The 19,204-nt window shown below is 74.1% G+C and carries 16 protein-coding genes; 9 read left to right on the top strand and 7 right to left on the bottom strand.

The window, feature by feature from the left end; genetic code table 11:
- Window positions 1-37: 37 nt before the first annotated feature.
- Window positions 38-2,026, top strand: a complete 1,989-nt coding sequence (locus ACWGKT_RS16860) for a HEAT repeat domain-containing protein (protein ID WP_453274230.1) — start codon at window positions 38-40, stop codon at window positions 2,024-2,026.
- An 82-nt stretch (window positions 2,027-2,108) separates the two neighbouring features.
- Here the strand turns inward: ACWGKT_RS16860 and ACWGKT_RS16855 are convergent, their stop codons facing one another.
- Complete coding sequence (locus ACWGKT_RS16855; RefSeq protein ID WP_453274229.1) at window positions 2,109-2,687, bottom strand: Rv1733c family protein; 579 nt, start codon at window positions 2,685-2,687, stop codon at window positions 2,109-2,111.
- Between the two features lie 279 nt (window positions 2,688-2,966).
- On the opposite strand from ACWGKT_RS16855, the gene ACWGKT_RS16850 reads away from it, so the two are divergent.
- From ACWGKT_RS16850 to ACWGKT_RS16835, 4 genes are all read left to right on the top strand, one after another.
- Window positions 2,967-4,052 carry a WD40/YVTN/BNR-like repeat-containing protein gene (locus ACWGKT_RS16850; RefSeq protein WP_453274228.1) on the top strand — a complete coding sequence of 362 codons (1,086 nt, stop codon included), beginning with the start codon at window positions 2,967-2,969 and terminating at the stop codon, window positions 4,050-4,052.
- A gap of 156 nt (window positions 4,053-4,208) precedes the next feature.
- A complete protein-coding gene (locus tag ACWGKT_RS16845; protein ID WP_356150158.1) occupies window positions 4,209-4,886 on the top strand; it encodes a uracil-DNA glycosylase in 678 nt (225 codons plus the stop codon).
- Window positions 4,887-4,924: 38 nt separating this feature from the next.
- A complete protein-coding gene (locus ACWGKT_RS16840) occupies window positions 4,925-5,893 on the top strand; it encodes an N-acetylglucosamine kinase (RefSeq protein WP_453274227.1) in 969 nt (322 codons plus the stop codon).
- A gap of 142 nt (window positions 5,894-6,035) precedes the next feature.
- Window positions 6,036-6,959, top strand: a complete 924-nt coding sequence (locus tag ACWGKT_RS16835; RefSeq protein WP_356150154.1) for a sirohydrochlorin chelatase — start codon at window positions 6,036-6,038, stop codon at window positions 6,957-6,959.
- A 96-nt stretch (window positions 6,960-7,055) separates the two neighbouring features.
- On the opposite strand, the gene ACWGKT_RS16830 is transcribed toward ACWGKT_RS16835, so the two are convergent.
- Together ACWGKT_RS16830 and ACWGKT_RS16825 are read right to left on the bottom strand one after the other, a co-directional pair.
- Window positions 7,056-8,093, bottom strand: a complete 1,038-nt coding sequence (locus ACWGKT_RS16830; RefSeq protein ID WP_453274226.1) for a lactonase family protein — start codon at window positions 8,091-8,093, stop codon at window positions 7,056-7,058.
- A 107-nt stretch (window positions 8,094-8,200) separates the two neighbouring features.
- Window positions 8,201-9,676, bottom strand: a complete 1,476-nt coding sequence (locus ACWGKT_RS16825; RefSeq protein WP_453274225.1) for an FUSC family protein — start codon at window positions 9,674-9,676, stop codon at window positions 8,201-8,203.
- Window positions 9,677-9,934: 258 nt separating this feature from the next.
- Between ACWGKT_RS16825 and ACWGKT_RS16820 the strand changes: the two genes are divergently transcribed.
- On the top strand, window positions 9,935-10,414 hold the full coding sequence (locus tag ACWGKT_RS16820; RefSeq protein WP_235460108.1) for an Lrp/AsnC family transcriptional regulator: 480 nt from the start codon (window positions 9,935-9,937) through the stop codon (window positions 10,412-10,414).
- 52 nt (window positions 10,415-10,466) lie between these two features.
- Complete coding sequence (locus ACWGKT_RS16815; RefSeq protein ID WP_453274330.1) at window positions 10,467-11,159, top strand: HAD family hydrolase; 693 nt, start codon at window positions 10,467-10,469, stop codon at window positions 11,157-11,159.
- A 57-nt stretch (window positions 11,160-11,216) separates the two neighbouring features.
- Here the strand turns inward: ACWGKT_RS16815 and ACWGKT_RS16810 are convergent, their stop codons facing one another.
- Window positions 11,217-12,833, bottom strand: a complete 1,617-nt coding sequence (locus ACWGKT_RS16810; RefSeq protein ID WP_453274224.1) for a serine/threonine-protein kinase — start codon at window positions 12,831-12,833, stop codon at window positions 11,217-11,219.
- 317 nt (window positions 12,834-13,150) lie between these two features.
- On the opposite strand from ACWGKT_RS16810, the gene ACWGKT_RS16805 reads away from it, so the two are divergent.
- Window positions 13,151-14,623: an MFS transporter gene (locus tag ACWGKT_RS16805; protein ID WP_453274223.1), complete on the top strand. Its 1,473-nt coding sequence runs from the start codon at window positions 13,151-13,153 to the stop codon at window positions 14,621-14,623.
- A gap of 866 nt (window positions 14,624-15,489) precedes the next feature.
- Here the strand turns inward: ACWGKT_RS16805 and ACWGKT_RS16800 are convergent.
- Window positions 15,490-16,257, bottom strand: coding sequence for a LysR substrate-binding domain-containing protein (locus ACWGKT_RS16800; protein ID WP_356150142.1), 768 nt, complete (start codon window positions 16,255-16,257; stop codon window positions 15,490-15,492).
- A gap of 58 nt (window positions 16,258-16,315) precedes the next feature.
- Here ACWGKT_RS16800 and ACWGKT_RS16795 point away from each other — a divergent pair, with 58 nt between their 5' ends.
- Window positions 16,316-16,708, top strand: a complete 393-nt coding sequence (locus ACWGKT_RS16795) for a DUF5997 family protein (protein ID WP_453274222.1) — start codon at window positions 16,316-16,318, stop codon at window positions 16,706-16,708.
- 24 nt (window positions 16,709-16,732) lie between these two features.
- On the opposite strand, the gene ACWGKT_RS16790 is transcribed toward ACWGKT_RS16795, so the two are convergent.
- Window positions 16,733-17,632, bottom strand: coding sequence for a peptidoglycan-binding protein (locus tag ACWGKT_RS16790; protein WP_356150140.1), 900 nt, complete (start codon window positions 17,630-17,632; stop codon window positions 16,733-16,735).
- Entirely contained in the window at window positions 17,632-19,182 is a 1,551-nt protein-coding gene (locus tag ACWGKT_RS16785; protein WP_453274221.1) for a DUF6519 domain-containing protein, read from the bottom strand. The genes ACWGKT_RS16790 and ACWGKT_RS16785 overlap by 1 nt, the downstream gene beginning before the upstream one ends.
- Window positions 19,183-19,204: the final 22 nt, after the last annotated feature.

Genomic DNA, 19,204 nt, shown 5'->3' with positions numbered 1-19,204 from the left:
ACTCGCGATCAGGTGGCACTCGCCTGGGGAGGACAACGTGTTCACGGGGATCGACGAGGTCGACTGGGCTTCGCTGCGGCATGCCCACGGCAGTGCGCGGGACGTGCCCGGACTGCTGCGGGGACTCGCCTCCGCGGACCCTGCGGAGCGCGGCGTCGCGCTCGACGGGATGTACGGCTCGGTGCACCACCAGGGGAACGTGTACGACTCCACGCTGGCCTGCGTTCCGTTTCTTTTCCGGCTGCTGGCCCGCGAGGAGGTGCCCGAACGGGGCGGCATAGTCGAGCTCCTGGTCAGCATCGGTGAGGAGAGCGTCGGCGGAGGCAGTGTCCGCGCGCACGCCGCGGTGCGCGCGGGCGCGGATACCTTCGTCGAGCTGGCCGGGGACCGGGACCCCGGGGTGCGGCGTGCGGCGCCCGCGGCACTGGTGCGGTTCCTGGACGAACCGGCCCGTGTGCTCGGGCTGTTGCGGCAGCGGATCACGGTCGAGCGGGACGACCGGGTGCTGCTCGCCCTGACCGAGGGCTTGGGCCTGTTCGTGCGGCGCCATCCCGCGCACTCGGCCAGGGCCGTGGATCTGCTGTCCGCGCAGACCGCTGCGCCGTACGATCCCGGACTCCGGCTCGCGGCGATCGGGCAGCTCGCGCTCGGCGCGCCCGACCGTGTCCCGGCCGAGCTCGTCGCGACCGTCGTCCGGCTGCTCAGGGAGCGGTCCGAGCACCGGTCCGGCGGACCGGACCGGCCCGCCGAGGACACACTGGTCGGGCGGATACGGCGGCTGCGGCCCTCGGACGAGGAGGGCTCGCACCTGCTGCGCACCGTGCACACCGCGCTGGGCGGCCGGGTCGCGGACCGGAGCGCCCTGCTCACCGGGCAGTTGACCAGCCCGGACCCGATCGACCGGTGCAATGCCGTATGGATGTCGGCCGGGCTGTTCCGGGAGTGGCGCGGCGACCACCGGCAGCCGGTCGCGCTGATCGGCGCCCAATTACGCGCCGAACAGGACCAGTTACGGGAGGCCGCGGTCTCCGTCCTGTCCGAGCTGTTCGAACTGGCCGCGCCGGCCGCGGACGACCTGCACGCGCTGCTGGCCGCGCGCCCCGGGCTGCGGGTGCACCGGTGGGAGCGGGGGGCACCGACGCTGGGCGGTCCCCTCAAGGCCCTGGCCAGGAGCGGGGATCCACGGGCGGTGCCGGCTCTGGCCGGGGTGCTGGCGGGGCCCGTCGTGCCCGACGACCTGGGACGCGTGATCGTCCATCTGGGGCCGGCCGCGGCGCCTCTCGCGCCCGCGCTGCGGCGCAGACTCGGCCAGGTGCCCCTCGGCTCACCGCAGACGGCCGACCGTGCCGTTCCCCTGCTGTCGGCGCTCAGGGCCCTCGCCGACTCCGAGTCCCTGCCGGAGGTACTGCGCCTCCTGCGCGCCGCGCCCGGCCGTCCCGGCCCCGGGGACACCCTCGTGGGCCAGGCCCTCCGGACCGTGGACGCGTTCGGGCCCGCCGCGCGGGCGGCCGTGCCGGTCCTGCGGGAGCTGCTGCTCGGCACGCGGTACGCGGCCGCGGCGGCCGGTGCCCTGTGGTCGGTGGAGGGCGATGCCGCCGCCGTACTGCCCGTCCTGCTCGGGGAGTTGGCCGGTGACCGGGCGGTGCGCCGTCAGGCCGCCGAGGAACTCGCCCGCCTCGGGCCCGCTGCCCGCGCCGCGTTGGCGGGCCTGCGCCGGATGGCCGCCTCCGACCAGGTCGGGGAGCGGACGTCGGCGGCCTGCGCCCTGTGGCGCATCGGCGGCGAGGCGGAACCCGTCCTGCCGGTGTTCCGCGCCGCCTGGGCCGAGAACCGCCGCACCCGCGTCAAGATCGCCGAGTGCCTGTCCGAGATGGGCGCGGCGGGCATGCCCCTGTGGAACCTGCTGGAGAAGGAGCTCACGTCCCCGCGCCGCCACACCGCCCGCCCGGGCGGCTACGGCAGCCATGACATCCCGAAGGACGAGCGGCTGCTGAGGATGTGCAGGGGGGTGCTGGCGGAGGTGTAGCGACACGAAGCGGGGACACCGGGCGCGTGGCATCGGTGCGGCTCGGAGCCGACACCACCGCCACGCGCACGCGTGCGCGCTCTCACCCCGTCGTGCGGCCCCACTGTGGTCCGAAGCGGGCCCACTCCGCGTCCCAGTGGTCCATGCGGTGGCGTTCCAGACGGCCGCGCAGGGCCAGGCCGGTGATGAAAGGGACCGCCGCCGTGCTCACGCCGGCGAGGCCGCCTATCAGGTTGGCGCGGCGGTGGGCCTGGGCGGCGGTGACGGGGCGGGTGACGAGGTGGCCCCTGGGGTCCGTCCAGACCGTGATCGGGGTACCGGCCTTGCTGCCGGGCGCGACCCGGGCCTGCCCGCTGTGGGACGAGCCGTCGGTCAGGGTCCAGCGCACCTTCGTCCACACCTGCCCGACGCCGGAACCGGAGGTGGCCGATCCCGGCGCCTTCTGAGCGACCTGGGCCACGACCGGATGCCATTCGACGCGTTCCCGGGCCAGCCCGTGCTCCACCGAACGGCTCGCCACGAGACCGGCGACCACCCCGGTCACGACGGTGACCAGCCAGGCGCCGAGCAGCACCCACGCCTCCACCACGTCGGCACGGCGCTTGAGCGGGTTGCGCCGCCAGCGCCACAGCCAGACCTTCGGACCACGGAACGCCTTCAACGGCGTCCTCCTCTCGAGCGCACGGACAGGCCGGACCGCCCTCCCATACGGGAGACGGCCGCTCGTTGCTCACGTCGAGCTCCCCTCCCGACGGTCGCACAGCGCGCGCCACTCGCGCGGGCTTCTGCCGCAACGGAACCCGCCGTTCTCAGCCGTGCCCCGACGCCACCGCTCTGACCTGCGGTGACATAACGGCTGGGGACGACTGTCAGTGCCGGGGTGCAGACTGGCCGATGTCTGAAAACTACCTGTGCCAAAGACGTCCCGGAGGTGGTCGGCATGACCGAGGTTCTGCTCGCCGTGGGTACCCGAAAGGGCCTGTTCATCGGGCGGCGGCGAGGTGGCGCCTGGGAGTTCGACGAGAGTCCCTGCTTCAACGCGCAGGCCATCTATTCCCTGGCGATCGACACCCGCGGCGAGATCCCGCGGCTGCTGGCGGGCGGCGACAGCGCGCACTGGGGCCCGTCGGTGTTCCACTCCGACGACCTGGGCCGCACCTGGACCGAACCGTCCCGGCCGGCCGTCAAGTTCCCCAAGGACACCGGTGCTTCGCTGGAGCGGGTCTGGCAGCTGCACCCGGCCGCCGCGGAGCCGGAGGTGGTGTACGCGGGCACGGAACCGGCCGCCCTGTACCGCTCCGAGGACCGCGGGGAGAGCTTCGAACTCGTCCGGTCCCTGTGGGAACACCCCACCCGGTCGCAGTGGGTGCCGGGCGGCGGCGGTGAGGGGCTGCACACCGTCGTCACCGACCGGCGCGACCCCCGTGCGGTCACCGTCGCCGTGTCCACGGCCGGGGTGTTCCGCACCACGGACGGCGGCGCGAGCTGGAACCCGTCCAACTCCGGCGTCTCCGCGGTGTTCCTGCCCGATCCGGACCCGGAATTCGGTCAGTGCGTCCACAAGATCGCCCAGGACGGGGTCGTCCCCGACCGGCTCTACCTCCAGAACCACTGGGGGGTCTACCGCAGCGACGACGCCGGCGCCCGGTGGACGGACATCGGCGAGGGACTGCCGTCCACCTTCGGCTTCGCTGCGGCCGCCCACCCCCATCGCGCGGACACGGCCTACGTCTTCCCGATCAACGCGGACGCCGACCGGGTGCCCGCCGGCCATCGCTGCCGTGTCTTCCGCACGGCGGACGCGGGCAAGACCTGGGATCCGCTGACGGCCGGGCTGCCGACGGAGGACCACTACGGCACGGTGCTGCGCGACGCGCTCTGTACGGACGACGCCGATCCGGCGGGCGTCTACTTCGGCAACCGCAACGGCGAGGTGTACGCCTCGCACGACGACGGTGACAGCTGGCGGCAGTTGGCCTCCCATCTGCCGGACGTGCTGTGCGTGCGCGCCGCGGTCGTCGACTGAGGCCCACGGCCCGAGGGAAGGGGCGTGGGGCGGGAACGAAGGGGCAGCCGACAGGAAGGAAGGTTCCGGTCATACGAGTCGACGGTTCGGTCATCCTCGGTCGGCCCGGGTCCACCGCTTGATCGTCGGGCCGCGTACGGCAGTAGGGTGACGCCCGTGGCACCACGACCCTTGCATGAAATCCTCGAACCGGGCTGGGCAAAAGCCCTGGAACCCGTCGCCGCGGGCATCGCCTCGATGGGCGACTTCCTGCGCGCGGAGATCGCCGCCGGGCGCACCTACCTCCCGGCCGGGGCGAACGTCCTTCGGGCCTTCCAGCAGCCCTTCGACGACGTACGCGTCCTGATCGTCGGCCAGGACCCGTATCCGACCCCGGGGCACGCGGTGGGACTGTCCTTCTCGGTCGCGCCGGAGGTCCGCCCGTTGCCACCCAGCCTCATCAACATCTTCCGGGAGCTGAACACCGACCTGGGCCTGCCCCAGCCGTCCAACGGCGACCTGACCCCGTGGACGCAGCAGGGCGTGCTGCTGCTCAACAGGGCGCTCACCACGGCCCCGCGCAGTCCGGGCGCACACCGCGGCAAGGGCTGGGAGGAGGTCACCGAGCAGGCCATCCGCGCGCTGGCCGGGCGCGGCAAGCCGCTGGTGTCCATTCTCTGGGGGCGTGACGCCCGCAATCTGCGTCCGCTGCTGGGCAGTCTGCCGTCGGTGGAGTCCTCCCATCCCTCACCGATGTCGGCCGACCGCGGATTCTTCGGCTCGCGCCCGTTCAGCCGGGCCAACGACCTACTGATCCAGCAGGGGGGTCAGCCGGTCGACTGGCGTCTGCCGTGACCGGTCGGGCGGGGGCCGTGCCGGGTGACGCGGGGGCCGTGACCGGTGTCCTGGCCGTCGACTCGGGCGGCTCCGGCCTCCGGGCCACGGTGGGCGTTCCCGGGCGGGAGCCGTCGGCGCCGCGCTCGTCGCGGGAGCCGGTGCGGACCGGTGCGCGGGGGATCGACCCCGGGCATCTGCTGGAGCAACTCCTGCCGATGGCACGCGCGTTGACCGCCGAGGCCGGGGTGGACCGGCTGAACACGGTGGTCGTCGGGGCCGCCGGGTTCGCCACCCTGGGCGACGCGCTGCGCGCCGAACTGCCGGGCGCCCTGGCCCGGGAGCTGGGCGTGCGCACCGTCGCGCTGGCCGCCGACGCCGTCACCGCGTACGTGGGCGCCCTCGGGCCGCGCCCCGGTGCCGTGGTCGCCGCCGGTACGGGGCTGATCGCGATCGGCACCGATCTCACGCGCTGGCGGCGAGCCGACGGCTGGGGACACCTGCTGGGCGACTGCGGCAGCGGCGCCTGGATCGGGCGGGCCGGCCTGGAAGCGGCGCTGCGCGCGCACGACGGACGGGACGGCGGCTCCGTACGGCTGCTGGCCTGCGCCGAGGAACAATTCGGGCCGATCACGGGTCTTCCCGGCCTGCTCTACCCGCGCTCCGACCGCCCCGCCGTCCTCGCCTCCTTCGCGCCCCGGGTGGCCGCCCGCGCGGCGGACGACCCGGTCGCGGCCGGCATCCTGTGCGACGCCGCCCGGCACATGGCCGAGTCGGCCGCGGCCGTCTGCCCCGCGGCGGGAGAGCCCCGCATCGCGCTCACCGGGGGCCTGTTCGGGATGGGCGACCCGCTCCTCGTACCCCTGGGCGAGGAGTTGGCGCGGCGGCTGCCGCACGCACGCCTGGTGCCGGCCGAGGGCGATCCGCTGCACGGCGCCTTGCGGCTGGCCACCGAGCTGGCGGCCGGACGGCTCACCCTGCCGGGTGAAAAGACGATGCTCTACATGGTGACCACAAAAGGTGATTGATCCCATTGCCGGAGTAAGTGTCCGGCAAGTGCCCGGATCACTTGACATGCGTACGTAACTCATCAGACAAAACCGGACGGATACCGCTCACCTGCCCCCTCCCCGAACAGGGGAGCCCAAGAAGCCAGTAACATGCGGCGCCATGAGCTCCCCCACTGGGCCCGCGTCCGGCCTGCCAGTACGAATGCCGCGACCCCGCCAGCCCGGACGGCACCGCCGCCCCGAACCGCTGGTGGCTCCCGAGGGCGCGCCCGCGCTCGTTCTCGCGGTGCCAGGCACGCCCAGCACCGCCACGCGCGGCCTCGCCGAGGAGGTCGTGAGCATCGCCCGCTCCGAGCTGCCCGGCCTGGACGCCCGGATCGGGTACCTCGACGGGGACGACGCGGAATTCCCCACCCTCCAGTCCGTCCTCACGCACGCCGCGGACGAGCGCACGGCCCGCTACGAGCAGGCCGTCGCCGCCGGTGTCGAGGTCAAGGAGCCCGACGGCCCGGTCGCCGTCGTCGTCCCGCTGCTGGCCGGTCCGGACAGCGCGCTGCTGCGCCGGGTCCGCCAGGCCGTGATGGACAGCCGGATCGCCGCCGACCTGACCGACGTCCTCGGCCCGCACCCGCTGCTCGCCGAGGCGCTGCACGTGCGTCTGTCCGAGGCGAGTCTCGCGCGCGCCGACCGCGCCCGTCTGTTCACCGTGGCCACCGCCGCGGACGGCATCATCCTCGCCTCCGTCGGTGGTGACGAGGCCGTGCAGGCGGCCGGGATCACCGGCATGCTGCTCGCCGCGCGCCTCGCCGTGCCGGTGATGTCCGCGGCCCTGGACCAGGAGGGTTCGATCGCCTCCGTCGCCGAGCAGCTGCGCTCCTCCGGCTCGCAGCAGCTGGCGCTGGCGCCGTACCTGATAGGGCCCGAGATCGACCCGGGCCTGCTGGCGGCCGCCGCCGCCGAGGTCGGCTGCGCCACCGCAGAGCCGCTCGGCGCCTACCCGGCGATCGGCAAGTTGGCCCTCTCCAAGTACACGACGGCGCTCGGCATCGCCCCGCCGCAGCAGCAGGGCACCCCGGTGCGCTGACGCCCACGGCACCCGTACGACAAAGGGCCCGCTCCCGACGAAGGAGCGGGCCCTTCGCCTTGCCCGGCGGGCTCGGCGCAGGAGGCTGCGCGGCGGTCAGCCCAGGACCACGCAGGAGGCGGCCGGCACGTCCACCGAGCCGTCGTAGCACGGCAGCCCGGTCGCCCGGTCCACGGCGAACCAGGTGACGTTCCCGGAGCGCTCGTTGGCCGCGTAGAGGAAGCCGCCGCACTCGGCCAGGGCGCGCGGCCAGTGGCCGCCGCAGGGCACCGTGCCGGTCAGCCGCAGCCCCTGGCCCTGCCCCTCGACGGCGAACACGGACAGGACGTCCTCGCCGCGGGTCGCGGTCCACACGAAGCGGCCGTCGGGCGAGACGGCGATGCCGGAGGGGTACGCGTCGCCGGCCGGGGCGCCCGGCAGGACCGGCGTCTCGGTCAGCGGCTTCAGGGAGCCGCTCTCGGCGTCCCAGCGGCACACGGTGACGGTCGGAGTGAGTTCGTTGACGACGTAGGCGTACGAGCCCTGGGGGTGAAAGGCGAGGTGCCGGGGGCCCGAGCCGGGCCGCAGCGCGATCTCGCGGTGCACCACCGGGGCGCCCCTGTCCAGCGTGCACACCCGTACCGAGTCGGTGCCGAGGTCCACGCTGACCACCCAGCGGCCGCTGGGGTCGGGTTGGATCTGGTGGGCGTGCGGGCCGCGCTGGCGGCGCTCGTGCGGGCCCGAGCCGGCGTGCTGGAGCAGCCCGGACCGGGCGGGCCCGAGGGTTCCGTCGGCGCGTACCGGTACGGCGGTGACGCTGCCGGAGCCGTAGTTGGCGGTCAGGACGTGTCCGGCGTGCAGGCTGAGGTGCGTGGGCCCGCTGGCCCCGACCGGCACGGGCGGCCCGGCGAGCGCCAGTTTGTCGCCCGCGACGCGGTACGCGGCCACCGCGCCGTCGGCCGTCTCGCTGACCGCGTACAGCCGGTCCCCGCGCGGCGACAGGGCCAGGTAGGACGGGTCGGGGACGCCGTTGAGACCGGCGATCAGGGTCAGCGCGCCGCTGTGCGGCTGGACGGCCGCCATGACGAGGCCCGGCCCGCCGGCCGCCGTGAACGACCCGATGAACGCCCTCCGCCGCCTGCTGTCGTCTGCCACCGCTGTCCCCTCTCGGTCGGAGCCGGTCCGGGGCTGACGGTAGCAGTCGATCAAGCGCGGTCTAGACCAAGCTGTGCCGCATGGCGCCGCGTGATGAGGGCGGGGCCTCAGGCACCGACCAGTCGGGAGCCCGACGGGGTGCGCAGCGGCTCCGCGAGGTCGGCCAGCGCGCGCTCCAGACCGTGCAGGTGGGCCAGGGCGGGCTCCACGGGCGGCTCGACCGGACAAGCGGGGTGTCCGTCGCCGCCCCCGGTGAGCGCCTCGACGGCCGCCTCCACCCGCCGACAGGCCGCGGCCAGGCGGGCGTCGTGCGAGGCCTCCGGGTCGGCGGCGACGGCGACGAGGCCGCGGATCTCGCGGGCGCAGTCGTCGAGGAGGGCCAGGACGCGGCGGGCGCGCCGCTTGCGGGCCCGCATCGGGTTCAGCGGGTGGACGAGCGGGGCGACCGAGAGCCGTACCCGGCCGAGCAACTGCTCCAGTTCGGCCAGGCGCGGCGCCGGGTCGGCCGTCCACGAGCCGGCCTCGGCGGTGCAGGCGTGGACGCACCGCAGGGCGCGCTGGATCCAGGCGTCGGTGGTGGTGTGGGTGGTGACGGGCAGCAGGAGGAGCACGGCCAGGACGGCCCCGAGGGCGCCGACACCGGTCTCCGCGAGCCGCACGGCGAGCAGACCGTTGCTCAGGACGCCGAGGAGGCCGTAGAGCAGTTCGGCGAGCAGCGTCACCCAGAGCATCATCCAGGTGTACGACACGGCGGCCGAGTAGAAGATGCCGAAGACGGCCACGGCGACGAGCACGGCCGTGGGGACCGGTGCCCCGTTCACCGGGACGGCGACGAGCAGGCCCAGGCCGATGCCGATGAAGGTGCCGAGCACCCGGCGGAAGCCGCGCACCAGCGTCTCGCCGCGCGAGGCGGTGTTCACGAAGACCCACCAGGTGGCGCCGACGGCCCAGTACCAGCGCTGTCCGGAGACCAACTGGCCCACCACGAGGGCGAAGCCCGCGCCCGCGGTCGCCTGGACGGCCTGCCGGGTGGTCACCCGGGCCAGGCCCGTGCCGCCGGGCGGGGCGGGCAGGGACGGCGGGGGCAGGCGGCGCTCGTAGCACCACAGTCCGAAACGGACCGCCGCCGCGGTGGCCACGGACAGCAGGACGGCGGCGTACAGCTCCGGCAGCTGCCCGGCGGTGGCGTGCAGGAACTGGGCGACGAAGAAGGTCATGAAGGCGAACACGCCGAGGCTGTGGCCGCGGGGCCCCCAGCGTCGCGCGTACACACCCCCGCCGACCACGGCGAGGAACGCGAGGTCCCGGGCCACGGGGTGGTCGTGCAGCTCCGCCGCCACGGCGAGGACCGGAACACCCACGGCGGGCAGCAGCGCGGTGGTGACCGCCTGCCCGCGCACGGTCGGGTCGGTGACGGTGAACAGGGCGAGCAGCGCGGCGAGCCCTCCGGCGACGGCGCCCACGAGGGAGTGTCCGGCCAGGCCGCAGACGAGCACGGCCGCCGCGATGCCGAGGACGGCCCGCGCGGCGAAGCGCAGCCGCAGCCGCCCCGGATCCGGAGCCACGAACACCCTCTTCAGCACTGCTTCCCGCCCCTCTCGCACAACGGCATGAAAAAGGCGCCGCGGGATCCGCAGCGCCATCGACACGTCCATGAGAGCATCCCGACGCCCACTGGCTCAAGTGACGACTGAATCACAGGGCCATTGGCACAGCAGCCAGCTCGCTGCGCCCTTCGCGTGAGAGCCAACGGACCAGGTCGGACGGCACATCGGGGCTGCGCTCGGCTGAGCCATTGGTACAGTCGACCTTGATCGACCAGGCGAGGAGGCCGGAGCACCATGGCCGTGGACGAGCTCGACACCCGCATCCTGCGGCTGCTGCTGGAGCAGCCGCGCACCAGCGTGCGTGAGTACGCCCGGATCCTCGGTGTCGCCCGCGGCACCCTCCAGGCCCGCCTCGACCGCCTGGAGCGGGACGGTGTGATCACCGGAACGGGCCCCTCGCTCTCCCCCGCCGCGCTCGGCCACCCGGTGCTCGCCTTCGTGCACATCGAGGTCACCCAGGGCCACCTGGACGACGTCGGCGACGCGCTGGCCGCCGTACCGGAGATCGTCGAGGCCTTCTCGATCACCGGCGGCGGCGACCTGCTGACCCGGGTCGTGGCGCGGGACAACGCCCACCTGGAGGACGTGATCCAGAAGCTGATCAGCCTGCCAGGCGTGGTGCGCACCCGCACGGAGGTCGCCCTGCGCGAGCGCGTCCCGCACCGACTGCTGCCGCTGGTGGAGTCGGTGGGGCGGACGGCGGCCCGCGCCTAGCCCAGGGCCTTGTCCGGCGGATCAGGCCCTGGCTGTTGGCATGCTGGACGCCATGGGCACCCTCGGCGGCATCGCGGTCATCTTCGATCTCGACGGCACGCTCGTGGACAGCGAGCCGAACTACTACGAGGCGGGCCGCCGGACACTGGCCGAGCACGGCGTCCCGGACTTCACCTGGGCGGACCACGAGAGCCATGTCGGGATCAGCACCCTGGAGACGGTCGTGCGCTGGAAGGAGCGCTACGGCCTGAGCGCCCCCGTGGACGAACTGCTCGACGCGACGAACCGGCGCTATCTGGAACTCGCCCGTGCCCGCACGCCCGTGTACCCCGAGATGCGGACGTTCATGGATCTGCTCACCGCCGAGGGCGTCCCGGTGGCGGTGGCCTCGGGCTCCTCCCCCGCGGCCATCGAGGCGATCCTGGCGGGCACGGGCCTCGGCACCCACCTGCGCACAGTCGTGTCGGCCGACGAGGTGGCCCGCGGCAAGCCCGCGCCCGACGTGTTCCTGGAGGCGGCGCGCCGCCTCGGGGCGGCCCCGGCGGACTGCGTGGTCGTGGAGGACGCGGCACCGGGGGCGGCCGCCGCCCACGCGGCCGGAATGCGGTGCGTCGCGGTTCCGTACGTCGCCGCGCAGGCCGACGCCCCGGAGTTCGCCACGGCGGGGCTGCTCCTGCGCGGCGGACAGGCGGAGTTCACGGCACGCACGGCGTACGCGTGGCTGCTGGGCGCGGGAGCGGCCTGACGGTGCGCGGAGCGGGGCGGGGCCGGGGGTGCGGTGACACCTGGCGGGGCGGCTCCCCTAAGCGGCCGTGGCCGCGGCCGCGCAGGTCGTCTTCAGTTCCTCCAGGTCGTCGGTCATCGCGTCCGAGGCGGTGTCGTAGCCGGAGAACTCTGGCGCCGTTTCGGAGTCCGACAGTGCCCTGGCGTCCGCGGCCAGGGCACGGATCGCAGATTCCACGCTCCCGTCGGTCGCCTCGTCCGCGGCGGAGTCCAGGTCCGAGGCCATGTCCCGGAAGCGCACGGCGACGGTCGGCCGGTCGGCGGTGGTCATGGGCGAGGGCATCAGGTCGAACTGGTTCTGCATGGCGTCGATGGCTTCGGAGCACCCGGCGTTCGCGGGCGTGGTGGGCGTGTCCTCGGTGGTGGTGATCGGGTCCGGCTCCGTCGACCTGGGGATGTACGGGTCGTAGGTGGCCGTACCGACGGTGGTCGACGAGCCGGAGGCGTTCGCGTCGTCCTTCTTGGTCTCGTGCACGGCCAGGAAGACGGCGACGGCGGCGACGATCACCAGCAGCGCGGCCGCGGCGCTGCCGTTGCTGTTGCTGTTGTTGCCATTGCCGTTGTTGCCGCTGCCTTGTGCCGCCCCGGCCGGCTTGCGGGTGGCGACCGTGGCCCTGGCCGTCGGCTGCTTCGGCGTGCTCGACGTGCCCTTGGACCGCGTGCCCGCGGTGGAGGCCTTCGACCCGCCGGTGGCCGGTGTGGCCCCCGGCGTGGCCTTCTGCGCGCTCGATCCGTTCGCGGGCGGCGTGGCCTCGGGAGGGGGCTGCGACGCGCTCGACGCGTCGTCCCCTCGTACCTGCTCGGAGGTCCAGGTCGACGGGTCGTCGAGCATCAGGAGCGCCTGGGCCACGGTGGGACGTCGGGCGGGGTCCTTCTCCAGGAGCGCGGTGATGAGGAGTTCCAGCCGACCCGCCCGCCGCGGCCGCGGGGGCGGCTCGGTCAGCAGCGCGACGATCGTCGCCGTCGGGTTGTCGCGGCGGAACGGGGAGACGTCCTCGACGGCCTGGTAGAGCGTCGCGCCGAGCGAGAAGAGGTCGCCGGCCGGCTCGTCGTCACCGCCGTGGGCGCGTTCCGGGGCGACGTATTCCAGGGAACCGACGAGGTCGCCCGTGGTGGTGAGGGATGTGTCGGTGGAGTGGACGGCGATGCCGAAGTCGGTGAGGAGGAAGGAGCCGTCGTCGGCCACCATCACGTTCGCGGGCTTGACGTCCCGGTGGACGATGCCCGCGGTGTGCGCGGCCCGCAGCGCGTCCAGGAGGCACCGGGCGGCGTCGATCGCGGTCGCCTCGGGTAACGGGCCCTCGTCGGCGAGGTGCTGTTCCAGCGAGTGCCCGGCGACCAGCCGCATCACCATCCACGGCTTGTCGTCCTCGGTGACCATGTCGTGCACGGCGACGATGTGCGGGTGGTCGCGCAGGGCGGCGGCGTTGCGGGCCTCGCGTTCGGCGCGAACCAGCCGGCGGGCGTGCTCCTTGGGCGAGGTCGCCGGCGGGAGGTAGACCTCCTTGACCGCGACGTCCAGGCCCAGCATCCGGTCGCGGGCCTTCCACACGATTCCGTACCCGCCGCGCGCCAGCACCTCGTCCAGGCGGAACCGGCCCGCGACCACCCTGCCCGGCTGGGTCTCCTGCGCCATGCTGCCGCCTGTCCGTACTCGGAATCTGTGCGTGCGTCAGATGATGATGCCGCCCGAATTGGTTGGCAAGTGCCGCTATCCAAGCAGTCGGCGACCGGCATCGCCACCCGGAAGAACCAATACGACAGGCCGACTTGTCAGCCCGGCCCTGGGCCCGGTCGGCGCGGGCGGACAAGGGCCGGACGAGGCGCTATCTGGGACCGGACGGCCGACCACCGCGCCGCGGTGCGACGAGCGCGCCACGGCGTCCGTTCCTACCGTGGGCGCAGGACTGCACAGGAAGGCGAGCGCATGCCCACCGACACGATCCACGCCCCATGACCACGGTCGAGGCCCGCTCCACGGCGCCGGTCGCCGACGAGCGCCGCTGGAAGGCGCTCGCGGTGTGTCTGACCGCGGGCTTCATGACCCTGCTCGACACGTCGATCGTCAACGTGGCGCTGCCGTCGATGGAACACCGGCTGCACGCCCCGCAGGCCGACCTGTCGTGGGTGGTCTCCGGCTACGCCCTCGCCTACGGCCTGGTCCTCGTGCCGGCGGGACGGCTGGGCGACCTGCGGGGCCGCAGGCAGACCTTCCTCACCGGCGTCGCGCTGTTCACACTGACCTCGGCGGCGTGCGGGCTGGCCCCGTCCTCCGGGTGGCTGGTGGTGTTCCGGCTGCTCCAGGGCGTGGCGGGCGGCATGATCGCGCCCCAGGGATCGGGGCTGATCCAGCAGATGTTCCAGGGCACCGAGCGCGCCCGGGCGTTCGCGATGTTCGGCAGCGTCGTCGCCGTCTCCACGGCGGTCGGCCCGCTCGCGGGCGGCATCCTGATCGAGGCGTCCGGCAGCTGGCGCTGGGTGTTCTACGTCAACCTGCCCATCGGCGTCGCGGTGTTCGCGGCCGCGCTGCGGCTGCTGCCGCACGCCCCGCCCAGGGGCGCGCGGGAGGGGTTCGACGTGCCCGGCGTCCTGCTGCTCGGCTCCGGCGCCCTCGCGCTGATGCTGCCCCTGGTACAGGAACAGCAGTGGTCCGGGCGCGACAAGTGGGCGCTGATTCCCGTGGGCCTGCTGCTCCTGATCGCGTTCTGGGCCTGGGAACGGCGGCAGCTGCGGCTGCGCCGGGGGCCGCTGGTGGACCTGCGGCTGTTCGCCCGCCGGTCGTTCTCGCTCGGCGCGCTGCTGAGCCTGGTGTACTTCGCCGGGTTCACCTCGGTCTTCTTCGTCTACACCCTGTTCCTGCAGAACAGCCTCGGCTACAGCGCCCTCGCGGCGGGGCTGGCCGCGATGCCGTTCGCGGTCGGCTCGGCGGCCGCCGCGCTGGCCGGCGGCCGGCTCGTCCTGCGGTACGGCCGCGGCCTCGTGGTGCTCGGGCTGAGCGCCGTGGCGCTGGGCCTGGTCGGGACGATCCTGGCGGTACGACAGGTGCCGGGCGAGGGCGTGGGGTGGGCGGCGGCCCTGCCCCTGCTCGTCGCCGGTGTGGGCTCCGGCCTGACCGTGTCCCCGAACACCACGCTCACCCTCGCGCGTGTCCCGGTGCGGCGCGCCGGCGCGGCCGGCGGGGTGCTGCAGACGGGGCAGCGGGTCGGTTCGGCCGCCGGTATCGCCGCCGTCGGCGCGGTGTACTTCGCCCATCTGGCCAACCACGGCCACGACACCGGGGCGCTCCAGCTCGGCATGCTGACCGCCCTGGGGTTCGTCCTGACCGGCCTGGCCCTGGCCATCGCCGACCTCCGCGAGCGCAGCGCGCCGCGCCCCTGGCAGAGCCGGGACGCGAAGCCCCGACAAGGCACCGTGACGAAGCCCTGACCGAGCCCCTGGCGGAGGCGCCGGCGCTACGACCACCATGACGGCCTGCCGCCCGGCGCCCGCGCTACGACCACCGTCTCGGCCTGCCCTGTCGGCCCCCCGCGCTACGACTGCCGCTTCGGCCTGCCCGTCCTCCGGCCCCCGTACTACGACCACCGTCGCGGCGTGCCCGCCCCGCCTCCGCACTACGACCACCGTCTCAGCGTGCCCGGCCGGGCGCCCGCACTACAACAACCGCCGCCTCGGCCCGCCCCACCCGGCCCCCGCACGACGACCACCATCTCGACGCGACCCGTCGGCCCCTCGCACTGCGACCGCCATCTCGGCCTGCCCCGCCCGGCCCCCGCACTACGAGCACCGTCTCGGCCTGCCCTACCGGGCCCCCACACTGCGACCGCCTCTTCGGCCTGCCCGGCAGGCCCCCGCGCTACGACCACCGTCTCGGCGTGCCCTACCGGGCTCCCGCACTGCGACCGCCTCTTCGGCCTGCCCGCCCGGCCCCTGCACTACGACCACCGTCTCGGCCTGCCCTACCGGGCCCCCGCACTGCGACCGCCGTCTCGGCCTGCCCGTCCTCCGGCCCCCGCACGACGACCACCATCTCGGCGCGCCCCGTCGGCCCCTCGCACTGCGACCGCCATCTCGGCCTGCCCTACCGGGCTCCCGCCTACGACTGCCTCTTCGGCCTGCCCGCCCGGCCCCCGCGCTACGACCACCGTCTCGGCGTGCCCTACCGGGCCCCCGCACCGCGACCGCCGTCTCGGCCTGCCCGGCCGGGCCCCGCACGACGACCACCATCTCGACGCGCCCCGTCGGCCCCTCGTGCCTACGACCGACCCCTCAGCCCGCCCCGCCGGGCCCCCGTGCTACGACCGCCGCTTCGGCTTGCCCCGCTTGGACCCCTGTGTGCCGCCTGAGCGGCCCCGGGGGTTGCGGCCCGTCGATCTGCCTGCCGCCGGTTGCTGTCGGGCGGTGGGCTTCTCGGGGCGCTTGCGTTTCTCCTGTGCTGGGGCCTCGGCCTGGGCGCGGCCGCGGGTGCTGTTGACCGTGCGGCCGCGCACGATGCCGATGAAGTCCTCGACCAGGTCGGTGGTGGCCTCCTCGGGCCAGGCCAGGGCGATGCCGGACTGGGGGGCGTCGACGACCGGGCGGTAGGTGAGGTCCCGGCGGTGGTGGAGGCGGGCCAGGGACTGGGGCACGACGACCAGGCCCACGCCCGCCGCGACCAGCTCGATGGCGTCCGCGGTCGTCGCGGGGCGCTCGAAGGCGGGCTCCCCCGGCGGGCCGTCCCAGTCGAAGACGTCGTCGAGGGGGTGGAAGAGAACCTCCTCGGAGAGGTCCGCGAGGCTCACCTCCTCGGCGGCCGTGATCAGGTGGTCCTTGGGGACCACGACCACCGTCGTCTCGGTGTAGAGCGGGATCGCGCTGAAGTACGTACGGTCGACCGGCAGCCGGACGAGCCCGGCGTCGGCCTCGCCGCTGCGCAGCACCTCGGGCGCCTCGGGAGCGGGCACCTGGAGGAGCATCAGCGGGACGTCGGGCAGGCGCTCGTTCCAGATCCGTACCCACTTGGCGGGCGTCGCGCCGGGGACGTACGCGAGCCGGAACGACGGTGTTTCCTCCGAGCCTGTCACCAGGCCAGGTTACCGGCCGTGGTCGGACCTCCCGTACTCGGCCGATACCCTTGACCTCATGAGTTCGCAGCAGACCGGCCAGACGATGAAGCCCGCCACGGCGGCGAAGAAGCTGGGTGTGTACCTCCCGGCCACCCCCGCCGACTTCCAGGACGGTGTCGTCTCGCGCGCCGAGTTGAGCGAGCTCCAGGCCAATCCGCCCGAGTGGCTGCGCGAGCTGCGCCGCACCGGCCCGCACCCCCGCCCGGTGGTGGCGGCCAAGCTCGGCGTGTCCATCGCGGGCCTGGCCCGCGGCGGCGTCACCGAGGCCCTCACCACCGAGCAGATCGAGGCGCTCAAGGATGAGCGGCCCGAGTGGCTGGAGAAGGAGCGCGCCACTCAGGCCGAGGTCCGCAAGGAAGCGACGCGGATCAAGAACCTGCGCAAGGAGCAGGACGCCGAGCGGGACTGACCTCCCTCCCGGCGCCCCGCCCGCTCAGCCGCTCGACGGCACCTTCAACCGGTCCCAGCTGACCTTGCCGGGGACGCCGTCCGCGTCCTTGCCCTTGAAGCCGAGCTTGTGCTGCCAGGCGGCGTAGGACTTGCGGTCGGCCTCCGTCCACTCGGGGCTCGGTCCGCTCTCGTAGTGTCCGCAGCCCTCGGCGACCAGCCGCCGGCCCATCGCCGTGATCAGCGGTGACTTCTGCCCGATGTGGAAGAAGCCGCTGCCCGGGAAGGGCGCGTGGGCGGGCCTGGGCGCGGGCCTCGGGTCGGTGGGCTCCCCCGGGTCCGTCCCGCCGCCCCTTCCGGCCAGCCGTTCGGCTATCCGCCGGCGCATGCCGTCCATGGTGAAGCCGCGCGGGTCCTGCTTGCCCGGCTGCCACTCCTTGTGCCCGATGACGGAGCGCTCGGACCAGCCGTAGTGGCGGCAGATCGCGGCGGCGACCTTCTCGATGGCTTCCTTCTGCGCCTCGGGCCAGGGGTCCCTGCCGTCGCCGAGGTTGATGCACTCGAAGCCGTAGAAGTGCCGGTTGCCGTCGACGTCGGCCTCGTTGTCGTGCGGCAGTCTGGTCTCGTTGACGACCGCGCGCAGCACGTCGCTGTCGCCGAGGCCCGCATGGTTGGCGCGGCCGTTGCCGACGAGGTGGACGTGTCCCTTCTTGTCGATCACGCCGTGGCACAGGGGTCCGGGCAGGCCGGAGTAGCCGTCGTAGCAGATGTCGACGGAGGCGGCCGTGCCGGAGGTGACGGTGTGGTGGATCATGACGCCGTTCACCGGGCCCCAGGGGCCCTTGCTGTTGCGGTTGTGGTGGCGCCAGTTGCGTACCTCGTGGACGGTCACGCCCTCCGCGCGCAGGATCTCGATCAGCTTGGACGCGCTCATCGGCTGGGCCATCACTCGTCTCCTTCCACGGCGGCCTCGGCCGTCGCTGTGGTCTGCGACCGTCCGCCGGAGGGGTCGGCCTCCGCGGCCCGCTCCTCGTTCGCGGCCCGTGTCTCGGCCGCGAGCGTCGCCTCGTCCGCGGCCGGGATGCTGCTGGCCAGCGGTCCGAAGGCGAGTCGCAGGTCGACGGTGCTGCCCTCGCCCCTGACCAGGGCCAGCGGCGCGAAGTGCCGGGCGATCCCGGCGGGTTCACGGAGCAGGGGGCGGCGCGCGGGGTCGGTGGGCCACTCGACGCCGCCGGTGGCGGTGCGGGCGGGGATCAGCCAGTGGTCGCCGGTGCGGTAGCCGCCGCCCCGGGCGAAGTAGACCTCGACGCCGTCCTCCAGGGGCAGCCACTGACCCTCGGTGACGGGGACCGCGCCGCCCTTCAGGGCTGCCGTGCGCCCCTTGTGCCGGGTCCCCTCGTGGTGGTCCCAGCGGCGCAGGAACGGGTGCAGGTGGGGCAGCCGGCCGACGCCGGGGTCCGGCTCGGCGGAGAGGCGGACACGGCGGCCCGGCAGGTCCAGTTCCTCGACCCGCAGCAGGGGCAGGGGTTCGAGGCGGGAGGCGTACGCGGTGTCGGTGAACTCGACGTGGTCGCCGACGTCCAGGTCGAGCTTGTCGTCGAGCCCGAGCGTCGCCAACCGCACCCAGCTGCCGTCGAGTTCGTCGACCGGGAAGACCACGGAGCCGTTCTCCCGGGACCACTTGAAGGTGGCGTCCCGTGCCTCGCCGCCCGCGTGGATCTCCACCCGGTACAGCTGGTTCTCCGGGCCGCGGTAGCGGGCGTCGGGCCGGACCAGACACGGGTCCTCGTCGGCGTGCTCGGGCCGCTCGCTGCGGGCGGCGAGCCGGGCCGTGGGGGCGGACTGGCGCTGTGCCCAGCGGGTGAACGCGGCGCGGACCACCTCCTTGGACGGCTCGGCCTCCTCGATCTCCAGCTCGCTGAGCGAGAGCGGCAGTACCTGCCAGACGACCTTGGCGCGGACGGCGGTGTCGGGCAGCGCGGCACCGAGCGCGACCTCGCGCAGGGCCGGGTCCTCGGCCGCGCCGACCGCCCGTTCCCACACCTTCAGGTAGACCACGAACGGCGACTGGGCGGGCGAGGGCAGCCGGTCGCCGGGCTTCTCCGGGTCGCGGAAGCCGTCGGGCTGGTCCCAGTAGTCCCAGTACGTCTGCGCCGTCGGCGCCGGCTGTTCCTCGCCGTCCGCGTCCGGTACGGGCACGCCGGGCGCCGGGCGGTCGGCGTCGCACAGGATGCCGTCGACGTAGTAGCGGCCGCCGTTGATGTACAGGGTGTCGATGTCGTGCTTGCCGCCCACGTACTGGATGCGGAAGCCGGTGGCGTCGCGCGGCCCGCCGTGCTGCCCGATCAGGTCGGCGGTCAGGGTACGGGCCCGGTGGAGCTCGATGGCGGCCTGCTCGTTGAGGTCCGCGTCGAGCTGGACGCGGCCCTGCTGGGCCACGACCGCGGAGTAGTGCCGCTCCGGACGGAACGTGGAGCGGGAGAGATCAGCGTGCATGGAAGGGGTCCCCCTGGTTCGG

The organism is Streptomyces sp. NPDC054794, from assembly GCF_053611585.1.
Note: the sequence above shows the minus strand (reverse complement) of the source record. Positions and strands in the feature narration are given on the sequence as shown.